Origin of the sequence: Occallatibacter sp. (assembly GCF_049510455.1) — a bacterium.
Lineage (GTDB): Bacteria > Acidobacteriota > Terriglobia > Terriglobales > Acidobacteriaceae > Telmatobacter.
Genome location: NZ_JBEKYX010000021.1, coordinates 33,589 through 47,539, shown reverse-complemented (window position 1 = coordinate 47,539; position 13,951 = coordinate 33,589). Strand labels below are relative to the sequence as shown.

Here is a 13,951-nt window from a genome sequence, read left to right as displayed (position 1 = left end):
AGCCTGCGCCTGCCCGGCGACAAGTCCATCAGCCATCGTTACGGAATGCTTGCGGCGTTTGCCGAAGGCACCTCGCGCTTTACGAATTTTTCGACCGGTGCCGACTGCGCCTCCACGCTGGCGTGCATGCAGGCGCTGGGCGCGAAGGTGACTAAGCTCGGCGAAGGCGCAGTGGAAGTGACAGGCGTTGGCGGCCGCGTAACTCCCAGCAGTGAGCCTCTCGACTGCGGCAACTCCGGTTCCACTATGCGCATGATCTCAGGCCTGCTTGCCCCGCAGGAAGGCACGTTCACGCTCATCGGCGATGCTTCCCTTTCGCGCCGCCCCATGGAGCGCATTCGCAAGCCGCTGGCTGAGATGGGCGCCAGGCTCATGCTGACCGAAGGCCACGCACCGCTCGTGATTGAAGGCACGCGGCTCAACACCATTGACTACACAACTCCCGTGCCAAGCGCACAGGTAAAGAGCTGCATTCTGCTGGCGGGCCTGCAAACTGCGGGAACAACGACCGTGCGCGAGGCCATCCGCACGCGCGACCACAGCGAGCTGGCCCTGCGCGCCTTTGGAGCAGAGGTCAAGCGAGCCGCGGATAGCGTTTCGATCTCCGGGCCGCAGAAGCTGCATGCCATGGATGCAGCAGTGCCGGGAGATATTTCCTCGGCGGCATTTTTCCTTTGCGCGGCGGCGTTGTTTCCCGGCTCCAGCCTGGTACTGGATTCGCTGGGGCTGAATCCGACACGCGCCACGCTGCTTGACGTGCTGACCGCTCTCGGCGCGCACATTGCAGTTCTGAATCTCGAAGAGAAAAACGCGGAGCTGGTAGGCACGGTGCAGGTGACGGCTCCGCCAGACGGACTGCGCTCGACAACCGTCAGCGGCAGTCTCGCGGCTCAGCTCATCGACGAGCTTCCTGTGCTGGCGGCCATTGCGCCGTATACGAGCGGCGGCATCCGCATCCGCGATGCAAAAGAGCTGCGCGTGAAGGAGTCGGACCGAATCGCACTCGTCGCTCAGAACCTGCGTGCAATGGGCGCAGAGGTAGAAGAGTTCGAGGATGGTTTGGACATTCCCGGAGGCCAGACGTTGCACGGAGCCACAATTAACTCCGGCGGCGACCACCGCATTGCGATGGCATTTTCTGTTGCGGCGCTACGCGCGGAAGGCAACACGCTGATTCAAGGCGCGGAGTCAGCCGCCATCAGCTTCCCCGAGTTCTTCAACCTGCTGGATCACGTGGCGGAACGATAAGCACATTGCAAAGTAAGTAAAAAGCCCGGCGCAAGGCCGGGCTTTTTGTCGTGCTTCGGTTAGCTTATTGCGCTGCGCCGTTCGGCTTGACGGGTACAAGGCCGGGAATCACAGGAGCCGTGCCGATCTGGCCTGTAGCGGCATCCTGCAGGTTGATGCCGTAGTGGTCCAGCGTCGATGCCAGAATCTGGTAAAGCGCGGCGCGGTCCTCTGCGTAGGTAAGGTTTGCATTGATGAGGTTATATTCCGCTGTGGCCAGATTGTGCTGCTGCTGCAGAACGGTGGTCGTGGTGGAGGCGCCAAGGTGAAGTTTCTTCTGCTCGGCATCCAGGCTCTGGCGAGCGTAGTCCGTAGCAGCTTGCGACGCCAGCACCTGCGCGCGGTCATTGGTGAGAGCATACTTCCGCTGGATGACCTGCATACGAATCTGTGTGTAAAGCTGCTCCAGATGCATCTCAGCCTGACGATATTCAATCAGCGAGCGAGCCTGATCGGCCTGGGCCGTGCGGTTGCGGAGAGGAACATTGAAAGTAACTGCCACACCCTTATCGGGCGAACTGCTGTTGCCAAGATTCTGAAGAACATCTCCATAACCGATCGTCGGCACAGTTCCGGGCGCGCATGCAGAGTTGGTCCCGCTTGGAGCAAAAAGGTTAATGCAATCGGGGCTTTGTGCACCGCCATAAGCGCTGGCGCCGTAGAAGGCTTCGAGATTGAGAGTCGGCAAAAGCGCATTGCGGGCGCCTTTAAGCGTAATCTCATCTTTCTTGATGGAGAGCGCTGCCTGCTCAAGCTCCGGCCGGTGCGCGAAGGCCTGCTGTGCAAGATCCTCCGGCGTCATACCCTCCTCCGGCAGCACGTCCAGACTCACCCTGTCTGTGGGAATGATGGGCGCGGCAACGAGTGCAGGATCGCTGAGGCTGCGCGCAATGGCCTGTTTCAAAGTCAGCTGTTGATAATTGAGGTCATTCTGCGCGCTGACGAGTGCCTGTTTGTCAGTCGCAACAGTGGACTGTGCGTTGACCACATCGAGGGGCGCCATCGTGCCAATCTCAAGCTGCTTCTGCGTATCGTTCAACACCTGCGAACTATAGTCAAACTCGCGCTGTTTCGCCTGCACGTTCTCGTAGTCTGAGACCACTATCCAGTAGATATTCTCCACCTGGTTGACGGTGGCTAGAATCTGCTGGCGGAAGGTAGAGTCTGTGATGCTGCGATCAATCTTGGCCTCATAGATGAAGCGGTTATTGATCCACAGACCGGCACCCTGCAGAAGCGGCTGCGTCACCGTAGCCCGGAATTGAGAATAGAGCTCCGGGCTGTAGTAGTTGAAGTAGCTGTTGGAAGTGATGCGCTGGTTGTTCCAGGCAATTGCAAGCGTGGTGCCCGTCGAAAAGCCCTGATTGTAGGTGAAATTATATTGGTCAGTGTTGGTCGAGGCGGCTGGCTGCAGGTCGCTGACTGCCGGCGACTCCGCTCGTTCCAACTGGATGGTGCCTGCAACGATTGGATCACGATTTGTAGGCGTAGGCCCTGCACCGTCAGTGGTGAGAACAACGCCCGAAGGGCCAGCCGTGGCTCCCGAGACACTACCCGGCGCGCCCGAGGCGCTCAACGTTTGCGAGGTTCCACCAATGGTGTTCTGCAGCACCGTAGAGCCGACTCCGCGAAACTGCGCCCCGGACTTGGTGCGGGCAATGTCGATATCAGCGATATCGAGATAATAGCGGCCGATGGCGATGTCGTAGTTGTTCTCAAGCGCCAGGGCAATGGCATCCGAGAGACTGAGATAAATCTTACCGTCCCGCATCAGATCGTTCAGCCGCGGCGAGTTCGAAAAGTTGGCCTTTTCCACCGTGGTGGGCAAATACGGCTTGATGGGATTGCCCAGGATACCCGCGTACGGCTTGGTGAAATCGCGGTTGGAATGGCGCAGCCAGTTGGGCGCTGTGGGCACCGGAGGTGGTTCCTCCGGGAGCGCGGACCGTTGCTTGTCGGTGGGAGTCGTCTGTTGGACCTGAGCTGCCTGTTGAGCGTATCCACCGGGAATCCCGGAGGCAAGAGTCAGCATTATGAGAGCAAAAGCGCGCAGCCTGGCCTGGGGCTGACGACGTTCAGACACACCTGTACTGTGCAAATCCATGATTCCTCTCTACAAATCAGTTAGGCATGTGGGGTGCCATTCATCTAAAGATGGCTGAAGGGCGTCTCCAGCCGCAAAAAATCTCCTGCCTGAGCGCCAATGTGCGTTCTTGATAACGCTTCAGCGCCACATCCGGCCCGCCGTCCGAGTATGACTTCCCTCATCCATACGCGCCGCGCCCGCGATTCGTTCCCGGAAATTCGCGGCCTGCCAGCCAAAAGATGCGGATAGTTGAGTATACCGTAGGGTGAATCGGACTCCATGCGAACTCGGGGCAGGGCCATTTTTCCTCAGTTCGCGGAGTGGGGAGCGACACATACCCGGATATATACGAGCGACAAACGGCAAAGAGATGACGAAAAAGGGCGTTGCCCCTGTCGGATAACCTGTAAAAGTGACTCCTGGCACACAAAACTGGAAGCTCATCGTGGCCTATGACGGCACCGATTTTCGTGGCTGGCAGGTGCAGCCCGGGCAGATGACCGTCCAAGGCGAGTTGCAGGCCGCCCTGGGCCGGGTCACGGGTGAAAATCCGCTGCCGCAGGGCTCCGGACGCACGGATGCCGGAGTACACGCGCTGGCGCAGGCAGCCAGCTTCGCACTCCAGGCCGGCATTCCCCCGGAAAACCTGCTTCTGGCGCTCAACCGCACGCTGCCTGACTCCATCCGCGTGGTCTCAGCCGTGCATGTCCCGGCGGATTTCCACGCCAGGCACTCCACCATAGCCAAGACCTACGAGTATCGCGTCTTTGTGGAGCGGCGCGCTGGCGAACCTCGACGGATCTGCCCGCCGTTTCTGGCACGCTACGTTTACTCCTACCCCTGGCCGCTCTCACTGGCCGCGCTCAACGATGCCGCACAGCGCTTCGTCGGCACGCATGATTTTCTGAGCTTTGCCGCCACGGACCCCGACGCATCGAGCCGGGATCAATCTACGCGTAGCGAAGAGTCCGCTATAGAGGACGAAGACGGCGAGCCGCAGAAGAACACCATTCGCACCATCTGGGGCTCCGGCTGGCATGAGCAGCAGACGCCGGACGGCAATCTGCTCGTTTATCGCGTGCGCGGCAGCGGTTTCCTGCACCACATGGTCCGAAACCTGGTAGGCACCATGCTCGACGCAGGCCGCGGCTACACGCCAGCCGAAGCGATTCCAGAAATGATTGCGGCCCGCGCCCGAGCCGCTGCCGGACCAACCGCTCCCGCGCGCGGGCTGTTTCTGCATTCCGTCGAGTATCCGGAGTGAGCAACCGCTCCTGCTAACCTTCCAACAGGACCATGCCTTCCTCTCCCGCAACTTCGGCCTTTGCGCGCGTTACCGCGCTGGCCGCGGTGCGCGCCGTGCACAGCGCTTTCACCTGGCTTCACGCCAATCCCAAAACCATCCTCGATTGGCAAGCTCAAATCTGCGAGGTTCCCGCACCTCCTTTTGCCGAGCAGGAGCGCGCCGCATGGCTTGCCCAGCGCTTCACGGAGATCGGGCTCGACGCAATTCAAACCGACGAGATCGGCAACGTGCTGGCATTCCTTCCCGCGCCGCACCTTGACCCAGCCAGCAGCGGCGCTATCGTGGTTCTCTCGGCGCATCTTGACACTGTCTTCCCTGCCGGAACTCCGCTCCACGCCGTACTCACCCGCGTCGATGATCAGGATCGCCTGGAAGTACCCGGAGCAGGAGATAACGGCGCGGGCCTAGCAGGATTGCTCGCATTAGCCGCAGCTCTCGTACACTCCGGCGTGCAGCCGCCCGCACCGCTTTTGTTTCTCTGCAACGTAGGCGAGGAGGGCGAAGGCGATCTGCGCGGCGTGCGCCACTTTTATGCGCACAACCCACTGGCCCAGCGCGTCGCCGCCCATATCGTGCTCGATGGCGCAGGTGCGGATGGCGCGGTGACGCAGGCCCTGGGCAGCAGGCGCTTCCGCGCTACGGTTACAGGTCCCGGCGGCCACAGCTTCACGGATGTGGGCACGCCGAATCCCATCGTCGCGCTGGCCGAGGCGCTCACCGAACTCTCCCGCACACCTACAGGAGATGCAGGCAAACCGGGAGCGCCGCGCACCACATTGAACATTGGAACCATGCATGGCGGCACCAGCGTCAACTCCATTCCGGAAAACGCTGAGGCGACAGTCGATTTCCGCTCCACCAGCGCGGACGAGTTGCTGCGGCTGGAGGTGGCCCTCCATCGCGCCGTGGAAGACGCCATAGACCGCACCAACCGCAACCGGCGCTCACCGAGCGGAAAGCTCTCCTTCGCGATCGCAAAGATCGGCGACCGCCCCGCCGCGCGCTTGCCGGAACAAAGCGCACTCCTCGACACATTGCACGCCGTGGATCGCCATCTGGGGTTGATGACCACGCCGCGACTTGGATCGACAGACGCAAATCTGCCGCTATCGCTCGGCATTCCCGCGCTTTCCCTCGGCGCAGGCGGCGAAAGCGGCGGCGCGCACACGCTGGCGGAGTGGTACTCGCCTCGCAACCGCGAAACCGGCCTCAAACGCATCCTCCTGCTCATGCTGGCCATGACCGATTGGGCCGCAGACCAGTAAGCAAACACCTTCATCGGCTTCCGGCGTTCCTCTATGAGCTCAGCAGTTTGTCCAGAATGATCCGCACCAGTCCTCTCACAAAATCCCATTGCTGCAGTTCCTTCGGAATCTGCGACATGGAGTGAACAGCGGCATTGATCGCCGATATGGCAATCCAGGTCAAGATGGGATCGAGTTCTGGAACAAACGCAGTGCCCTTTGCTTGAATTTTTCGAGTCGCGCTCTGCGCCGGACCCAGCAATTTCAGGCGTTCCAGGTTTTGGTAGACGACGCCTCGCACCTGGGCATCCTCTCGATGAACTGTCATGAGCGCTTCCACAAGTTCATTTACCAGGACACTGTTCTTCTGACGCTTGCGGGAGGAGTCTTCAAATATCTGTCCAAAAAGTTCCGCATCCCGCTGCATGAACATCAGAGAAAGATCAGCCAGGATCGCATCCTTGTTCGGATAGTACTTATATAGCGTTCCAATGCTGATTCCAGTCTTCCTCGCGATATGATTCGTAGGCACTTCGCCAAATGGCTTCCGGTTCAAAAGGTGAGCAGTTGCCACAAGAATGTCTTCTCTCGTCTGCCGGGAACGTGCCTGTTGCGGCGTCTTTCGCGGTCGAATCGTTTTCTTCATGCTGTCTCTCAGGTCAATTTAAAAGCGAGCAGACAAAGCGAGCTATTACTCGCTATTCTTCTTAGAATTAAAACATGAACATAGCGACACCCCAGTCGGAATCAAAAACATATTGCGATGTACTGATCCAGGGTGCAGGCATCGGCGGCCTGACCCTTGCCATCGCCCTGGAGCAGCGGGGCTACAAGGTCAAGCTCATAGAGCGATCAAGCGGGCTCGCAGAAGTAGGAGCCGGCATCTGGATGGCCGCGAATCCCATGCAGGTATTCGATCGGCTTGGTTTCGCACAGCAGGTTGTCGAAGCAGGATGGCCTGTAAAGCGGCTGCGGTTGCAGGACTCGAAATCAGGCGACATTCAAACTACGGATATGTCCGCTATCGCTCAGCAGTACGGCTTCGAGACAATCGCCCTGCATCGCGCTGTCTTGCAGCACCTGTTGTACGAGCAGCTCCATGCGAACTCGGTTCGCTTCGGCTGCGAAATCCATGCGTTAAACCAGACCAGCGATCGAGTCCTGGTGAACTTGTCAGACGGCTCTTTGTGCGAAGCCACGGTGCTCGTGGGCGCCGATGGATTCAACTCGCAGATACGCCGGATGGCGGGCCTTGGCGGCGAGAAGCGATATTCCGGCTCCTCTACGTATCGCGCCATAGCGCGCGGCGCTCACATTCTGCCACCGGAGGCAGAGCATGACGCCTATGAGATTTGGGCAAAGGGGTGCCGGGTCGGCTTCTCCAAAATCAATGCTCGCGACTACTACTGGTACATGACCTTCGATGCGCCCGCCGAAGAAACATCCACAGCAAGCGAGATGAGGACGCATGCGGAGACATTGTTCCGCACCTTCTTCCCGCAGTGGATTGGACTATTGCAGAGCACCCGAACCGAGGACATCGTGAGAACAGACATCAGTGATTTAAAACCGCTTCCGCAATGGTCTTCCGGGCGTATTGGATTGATTGGCGATGCGGCGCATGCGACTACGCCGAATCTCGGACAAGGGGGCGCAATGGCCGTCGAGGATGCTCTCGCGCTAGCGGATTCGCTCCAGAAATGCGGCTTGAACCAGGCGGCATGGAAGCGCTACGAGCAGCTCCGGCGTAAGAAGGTGGATTGGACTGTATCGACCTCGCAGTCCATCGGCAAGCTCTGCCATATAGGAAATCCGGTCTTTCGCTTTCTCCGCAACGTTGCGCTGAAAAGCACCCCGGACCGTGTGACACAAAAACAGATCCAACGGCTGTACAGTCTCCAGTCAACTTCAGATTGAAAACGATAAATAAGAAATTGCTTGACGCCCCCGCGAAAGAGGCGCAGCATACTTCTGTCGCGCGCTTCCCCGTTCCCTGTCGCTGAGTCGGAAATCATTTCCCCGCTCACTCGATTCAGCGACAACCCGCCCGCAAAGCGCTCCCCATCGCCATCGAGGGCGTCTCTCGAAACAGACGACCCTCCGATTCGTCATCATCTCCGGCGACCAATCGAACACGTACGCCGGTTGGAGGACACAGTGACAATAAGGAACGCAAAGTCTGGCCGCATAACAAGGCTCTGGCACGCCGCGGCAATCTTCCTTTTCCTTCTCTGGACAGTCAAGCCGCTTCACGCCAGCAACTACTCGTGTGGAAACCCCAGCGTCGGCCATTGCTACGCCGATGCCGTCTGGCAGGAGAAGCCTCAATACTTTGGCGCTTTCTCCAGCATTCTTCAGATCGGCATGAACTGTCCGGGCAACTGCGGCGGCTTCATCAACAATGAAATGTGGCTTAGCGATTACCAATCCCGCGACTGCGTCTCCAACGCCTTTCAGGCCTGTTGGGTTGAGGCCGGCTATCATGCCTTTTCTGGCGAGGGTAACCCCTATTACTTCTGGGCAGACAGTCGACCGCTCACCTCTAATACCTACAACAATCATTTCCTCAATCAGGCCGACGCCGCCGACTTCACTCACTTCATGATCATCCAGGATGCGCGCGGAGCAGCCGGCACCTACCAGGTCTGGATTTACAACGACTCCCAGAGCGTGCTCTTCAACGGCACCTCTACCAGCAACACCATGAGCGCGAACGCGGTCATCATCGGCACCGAGCTCGCCGGAACCACCGGCGCCTCGGCCCTTCCCTCGCAGTTTCAGATGAACATCTGGGCCGTCAAACCCCTCGGTTCCGACTACACCTTCTGGTACAACACCCAGGTGGATAAAGGTTCTGACACCAGCCAGTCACCGCCCACCGGTTCCTGGCTTATCGATCCATCCCTCTCCGGATCCAACGGCGGAATCTTTACCACCAACTGCTGCGGCTAAGCAGAAAGGAGAACACCCATGCGCATGATCACTTACCCAGCCCTTCTTCTCGCCGCTGCAACCTGCTTCCTCTCCGGCTGCTCCGGCTGTTTTCATAATCCTGGAGAGCAGCAGCCCGTCGCCATGACGTTGCCGCAGGGCACGCCCAAACATCCGCACGGAATCCCCGCCCTCACCGTCAAGCCCGGCCCGCAGCCCTTCACCCAGGCCGATGTCGCCACGTACTTCTCCACTCACAACCTTCCTCTCAACGGAGGAGATGCCTCTCAAATTCACGTCGCGAATCTCGAATTCATCACCGCCAAACAGGCTCAGGATCGCCTTCAGGGCGAACCCACCGGCCTCGATGACAATGAGCAAGTAGGCTTTGTCACTCTTACCGGAACCTTCGTCTTCTCCGGACCGCCAAAAGCCAAGGCGGCCACCTTCACCAGCGCCTACGCAATCTTTGCGGCCTCCACCGGATCGCTCCTCATGGACGGCAGCCTGGACAGCGGAAGGGGCAATCCCAACAATCCAAAATGAGGGAATCAGGCAGCGTTTCGGCTGGTACTCTACGCACATGCGTTCCATCCGAGTCCTGCTTGCCTGCTCCGCGCTCTGTGTTTCGTTTGCCGCAGCTCAGTCCACACCGCCGCCCGATGACATCTACTTCAACGGCCGCATCTACACCGGCGCGGGCTTCGACAAGGACAAGCCACAGGTCGTGGAAGCCATCGCCATCAGCGGCGGCAAGGTGCTGGCCATCGGCTCAAACGACGAAGTAAAACGCCTCGCAGGCCCCAAAACGCATCTCCACGCGCTAGACAGCACACGCACCGGCGTCACAATCTTCCCCGGCATCAACGACGCGCACACGCACCTCGGCTCCGCGGGCCAGACCAAGCTGAATGTCGATCTGACCGGCGTGAAATCGCTCGCGGAAATGCTCGCAGTCGTGCAGAAATTTGCGCAGGCCGCGCCCGCAGGCCACTGGCTCACCGGCGGCAACTGGGATCACACCTTCTGGACGCCCGCCACGCTGCCCACACGGCAGGATCTCGATAAGGTCACCGGCAATCACCCCACGTGGCTGGTGCGCATCGATGGCCATATAGCCCTCGCCAATACTGCAGCGCTCAAGGCCGCAGGCATCACCGGCAAGACCGCCGCACCGCAAGGCGGCGCAATCGACCTTGATGCCGCAGGCGCGCCAACCGGCATCCTGCGGGAGTCCGCGCAGAGCCTGGTGGAAAAGATCACTCCCCCGCCCACCCCGGCAGAGCACCTGCGCGGAGACAAGCTGGCCATCGCCGATGCGCTCTCCCACGGCGTCACCAGCGTGCAGGACTTCTCCGATTGGGAAGACTTTCTCACCTTTGAGCAGCTTGAAAAACAGGGCCAACTGCATCTGCGCATCTATGAATGGCTGCCCTTCATCGCCCCGCTCGACAAACTCAAACAGATGCGCGCGCACCACGACGCCAACGATCCCCTGCTCCGCACCGGCATGCTGAAAGGCTTCATGGACGGCTCGCTCGGCTCCCGCACAGCGGCCATGAAGCAGCCCTTCACAGACGACCCAAAGAACAGCGGCCTCCCGCAATTCACACAGGATCAACTGAACAAGATGGCCGTAGAACGCGCCCAGGCAGGCTTTCAGCTAGGCTTTCACGCCATCGGTGACAAAGCCACATCCATGGCGCTCGAAGCATTCTCGCAGCCTACAGATCATTGTCCCGATCTTCGCAAAGAAGATAAAGCAAAGTCGAAGGATGTGTGTTTTGAGCCGGCTGCGATTGGCGGACGTTTTCGCATCGAACACGCCCAGGTCGTCGATCCCGCAGACATTCCCCGCTTTAAGCAGCTCGGCGTAATCGCATCCATGCAGCCCAACCATCTACTGACAGACATGAACTGGGCAGAGAGCCGCCTCGGCCCGCAGCGCGCAGCGTACTCCTACGCATGGAAGGCATTTCTCGATGCAGGCGTACCGCTCGCCTTCGGCACAGACTATCCCGTCGAGCCAATCACACCCTTCCGCGGCCTCTATGCAGCGGTAACCCGCATGAACGAAGCCGGAACAAAAATCTATTTCCCGGAGAACAAGCTCACTCGCGGCCAGGCGCTGTACGCATACACCCAGGGCTCCGCCTACGCCGAGTTCGCCGAGAAGCGCAAAGGCAAGCTGCTGCCCGGCTACGACGCCGACCTAGTCGTGCTCGACCGCGACCTCTACACCTGCCCCGCGCCAGCCATTCTCAAAACCCGCGTGCTCACCACCATAGTGGCTGGCAAGCAGGCCTACCAGGCCCCTGCCCGATAAGCCTCCAAAGAAATTCCGTACTTGAGTTTTCTTTGCCATCTTCCCCGCTAACTTGCTAACTCGCTACCGCGCAAAGCGCGGCTGACCAGCTAAAAATCAAACCAGATGCCCAAGCTGTCTTCCGAAACGCAGTCTTCGCGCCCAAAGATCTTCAGGGAACTCTGTATATAAATCCGCTTCCACAAGCGCTCTGCCTTAATCCAAGAATGAACTTGATATGAAAGCCCGCGCCTACCTGCTGATGACCCTCGTAGTCGCCGTCTGGGGATCGACCTTCGTGCTGGTTAAATCCGCACTGGCCGATGCCTCGCCCGCGGCCTTCAACCTCGCGCGCATGACTTTGGCATTTGCCGTTCTGCTGGCCGCATACGGGCGTTCCCTGCGTAAAATTCAGCCGTGGCAGGTAGCCGCCGGAGCCGTAGTTGGCCTTTGCCTCGCAGCCGGATATCAGTTCCAGACCGTCGGCCTGCTCTACACAACGCCCTCTCGTTCTGCGTTCATCACCGGTCTCGTCGTCGTGCTCGTTCCGCTCTTCTGCATCGTTCCCGGTCTCCGCCCGCCGGGGGTCCATAGGCCACGATGGAATGCCTTTCTCGGCGCGGCGCTGGCCTTTCTAGGAATCGTATTGCTCACCACTCCGTCAGAAGCCGGCTCCCTGATGCCCGACTGGTCAGCCATCAATCGCGGCGACCTCATCACCTTCGGCTGCTCCGTTGGCTTCGCGCTGCACTGCCTGGCGCTCGGCCACGTCTCACCACGCGTGGATTTCCGTCCACTGGCACTTCTGCAAATCGGCTTCTGTGCAGTTTTCATGGCCGCAAGCCTGCCATTTTTAGGGCAGCCACATCTGCACCTGACACCGCGGCTGATCGGCGCGCTGCTCATCACTGCGGTCCTGGCCACGGCGGCGGCATTTGCCATCCAGAGCTGGGCACAATCCATTCTGCCGCCCTCGCACACCGCCCTCCTGATCACGCTGGAGCCGGTCTTCGCATGGATCACATCATTCCTGGTGCTGGGCGAGCGCCTCACCCGCAGGCCCGCCGCCGGAGCCGTATTGATCCTTATCGGGATCGCAGTGACGGAACTAATCCCGCAACCGCACCCCGCCACAGCACACGAAGGCTAAGGCGGAAATGACGTCTCCCTGGCCCACGATCCTTTCGTACCAAATTTCTTCAAAATAGTTTGCACAAGATTACCCTCATTTGTGCCACACTCATGTTGCAGTCAAAAAAAGGCCCGGTCCTAGTCGACCGGGCCTTCGTATTTTCTGCCGCAAATATGTCGCCGATACGCAAGGGGCAGCCAATAAGCCAATACACAAAGGGTAGGCCGGGGATTCATCCCCGGCAATAAGCCCAGCAAAATGAGTGGGGCCTTTAGGCAATGTCTGACGAATCGATTTCTGCCTGTTTTGTAACAGGGCACGACTTCAGTCGTGCCGAAAATGGCCCAAAAATGATGGGGCTTTAGCCCCTGATGGATGCTTTTTACGGTGGAATGCACTCGAAAAGAATTCGTCAGACACTGCCTAAGCCCTGAGGTATGCTTCTGCGGCTTTTGTGCGTCGGAGACGTAAGAGTATCTTCTGCCACAAAGAAACTTTTCGGGCAGCACTTTAGCAAAATCAGCACAAAAAGTGCCTCTTAAACCAGGCTTGGATGCCGCTTATACACTCTTTTTACAGTAAAATTCATCTTGCAAACAATTGATAATAAATGACTTGAATCACACCATGGCACAGAAAATGCACGGATTCGCCCCATACAACTTCTGTAAATCTGTAAGTATGCAATCATGAAATCGCCATAAACTACTTAAAAAGAACAACATAGCATCAAATTCCGCATATTCTTCCTCACAGATTCCGTAATTCTGTACGTTCAGTCCTGGCTCTTTGCCGGAGCCGTCAAACCCAGCTCCCGCATGGCAATCTGCAGGTCGGCCCACGCTTCTTTTTTCTGCCGCGGATCGCGCAGCAGAAAAGCCGGGTGATACGTGACGATCAGCTTCGACCCGCGGTAGGCGTGTACCCTGCCGCGCAAACCAGCAAGTGGCTGCCGCTGGCCAAGCAGGTATGTGGCCGCGGTGGCTCCAAGCGCAACAATCACCTCCGGCCTCACCACATCAATCTGCCGAAACAGAAACGGCGAGCAGGTATTAGCCTCTTCCAGCTCCGGCGTGCGATTACCCGGCGGACGGCACTTCACCACGTTGCAGATATAGACTTCCTCGCGCTTGAGGCCCATAGCCCCAATCATGTTGTTCAGCAACTGGCCGGCCTTGCCCACAAACGGCAGTCCCTGCGCGTCCTCATCCGCGCCCGGTCCCTCGCCCACAAAAAGCAACCGCGCATCGGGCGAGCCATCCGCAAAGACAATCTTGTTGCGGCCCGTGTGAAGCGCGCAGCGGGTGCAGTCGCCAATGTCTTCTCGAATGGCATGGAGGGCAGCGGCGCGGGCAGCAGGCGCTACAGGCGGAGCAATTTCAGGCTGACCAGCAATAGGCTTGCGGGGTGGAATGGCGGTCTCCTCCAGATTGTACGAATCCAGGTCGTGCTCAACGGGGATAGGTATAACGGTCTGCGCTTCATGCAGCACTTCAACTTCCGGCTTGGATACGGCAGATTGTAAAAGATTTTTAAGCAGAACCGGATCTACCGGACGACGATACAGTTCAGTCAAGCCGAGGTCGCGGTAAAAGCGCATCCGAGCGGCCAGCGCCTGCCTTGTGGCTAAGTCGAGATTGGCATTCGGAGGAGCGGCCAC

General features: G+C 59.0%; 11 protein-coding genes. 8 read left to right on the top strand and 3 right to left on the bottom strand.

What is annotated here, in order from left to right; genetic code table 11:
* Nucleotides 1–1,248 (top strand): 3-phosphoshikimate 1-carboxyvinyltransferase (aroA, locus tag ABSG47_RS05960; RefSeq protein ID WP_424167694.1); only part of this gene is annotated, 1,248 nt, incomplete at its 5' end.
* A 64-nt stretch (nucleotides 1,249–1,312) separates the two neighbouring features.
* On the opposite strand, the gene ABSG47_RS05955 is transcribed toward aroA, so the two are convergent.
* Nucleotides 1,313–3,391 carry a TolC family protein gene (locus ABSG47_RS05955; protein ID WP_424167691.1) on the bottom strand — a complete coding sequence of 693 codons (2,079 nt, stop codon included), beginning with the start codon at nucleotides 3,389–3,391 and terminating at the stop codon, nucleotides 1,313–1,315.
* Between the two features lie 394 nt (nucleotides 3,392–3,785).
* On the opposite strand from ABSG47_RS05955, the gene truA reads away from it, so the two are divergent.
* The gene (truA, locus tag ABSG47_RS05950; protein WP_424167688.1) at nucleotides 3,786–4,637 is read left to right on the top strand and encodes a tRNA pseudouridine(38-40) synthase TruA; all 852 of its coding nucleotides are present in this window, start codon (nucleotides 3,786–3,788) and stop codon (nucleotides 4,635–4,637) included.
* A gap of 32 nt (nucleotides 4,638–4,669) precedes the next feature.
* The gene (locus ABSG47_RS05945) at nucleotides 4,670–5,944 is read left to right on the top strand and encodes a M20/M25/M40 family metallo-hydrolase (RefSeq protein ID WP_424167685.1); all 1,275 of its coding nucleotides are present in this window, start codon (nucleotides 4,670–4,672) and stop codon (nucleotides 5,942–5,944) included.
* A 31-nt stretch (nucleotides 5,945–5,975) separates the two neighbouring features.
* Here ABSG47_RS05945 and ABSG47_RS05940 read toward each other — a convergent pair whose 3' ends face one another.
* Nucleotides 5,976–6,569 (bottom strand): TetR/AcrR family transcriptional regulator, encoded by a 594-nt coding sequence (locus ABSG47_RS05940; RefSeq protein WP_424167682.1) that lies wholly within the window; start codon nucleotides 6,567–6,569, stop codon nucleotides 5,976–5,978.
* Between the two features lie 74 nt (nucleotides 6,570–6,643).
* Between ABSG47_RS05940 and ABSG47_RS05935 the strand changes: the two genes are divergently transcribed.
* From ABSG47_RS05935 to ABSG47_RS05915, 5 genes are all read left to right on the top strand, one after another.
* Complete coding sequence (locus ABSG47_RS05935; protein WP_424167680.1) at nucleotides 6,644–7,840, top strand: FAD-dependent monooxygenase; 1,197 nt, start codon at nucleotides 6,644–6,646, stop codon at nucleotides 7,838–7,840.
* A 240-nt stretch (nucleotides 7,841–8,080) separates the two neighbouring features.
* Complete coding sequence (locus ABSG47_RS05930; RefSeq protein ID WP_424167677.1) at nucleotides 8,081–8,875, top strand: hypothetical protein; 795 nt, start codon at nucleotides 8,081–8,083, stop codon at nucleotides 8,873–8,875.
* An 18-nt stretch (nucleotides 8,876–8,893) separates the two neighbouring features.
* Entirely contained in the window at nucleotides 8,894–9,400 is a 507-nt protein-coding gene (locus tag ABSG47_RS05925) for a hypothetical protein (protein WP_424167674.1), read from the top strand.
* Between the two features lie 37 nt (nucleotides 9,401–9,437).
* Nucleotides 9,438–11,180: an amidohydrolase gene (locus ABSG47_RS05920; RefSeq protein WP_424167672.1), complete on the top strand. Its 1,743-nt coding sequence runs from the start codon at nucleotides 9,438–9,440 to the stop codon at nucleotides 11,178–11,180.
* A gap of 217 nt (nucleotides 11,181–11,397) precedes the next feature.
* Nucleotides 11,398–12,309, top strand: a complete 912-nt coding sequence (locus tag ABSG47_RS05915) for a DMT family transporter (protein WP_424167670.1) — start codon at nucleotides 11,398–11,400, stop codon at nucleotides 12,307–12,309.
* Between the two features lie 757 nt (nucleotides 12,310–13,066).
* Here ABSG47_RS05915 and ABSG47_RS05910 read toward each other — a convergent pair.
* Entirely contained in the window at nucleotides 13,067–13,951 is an 885-nt protein-coding gene (locus ABSG47_RS05910; RefSeq protein WP_424167668.1) for a uracil-DNA glycosylase, read from the bottom strand.

Excerpts from the sequence above, each read along its gene's own strand:
- ABSG47_RS05920 (WP_424167672.1), top strand. The coding sequence starts at position 9,438 with ATGCGTTCCATCCGAGTCCTGCTTGCCTGCTCCGCGCTCTGTGTTTCG.
- ABSG47_RS05940 (WP_424167682.1), bottom strand. The coding sequence starts at position 6,569 with ATGAAGAAAACGATTCGACCGCGAAAGACGCCGCAACAGGCACGTTCC.
- ABSG47_RS05915 (WP_424167670.1), top strand. The coding sequence starts at position 11,398 with ATGAAAGCCCGCGCCTACCTGCTGATGACCCTCGTAGTCGCCGTCTGG.
- ABSG47_RS05955 (WP_424167691.1), bottom strand. The coding sequence starts at position 3,391 with ATGGATTTGCACAGTACAGGTGTGTCTGAACGTCGTCAGCCCCAGGCC.
- ABSG47_RS05935 (WP_424167680.1), top strand. The coding sequence starts at position 6,644 with ATGAACATAGCGACACCCCAGTCGGAATCAAAAACATATTGCGATGTA.
- ABSG47_RS05925 (WP_424167674.1), top strand. The coding sequence starts at position 8,894 with ATGCGCATGATCACTTACCCAGCCCTTCTTCTCGCCGCTGCAACCTGC.
- ABSG47_RS05945 (WP_424167685.1), top strand. The coding sequence starts at position 4,670 with ATGCCTTCCTCTCCCGCAACTTCGGCCTTTGCGCGCGTTACCGCGCTG.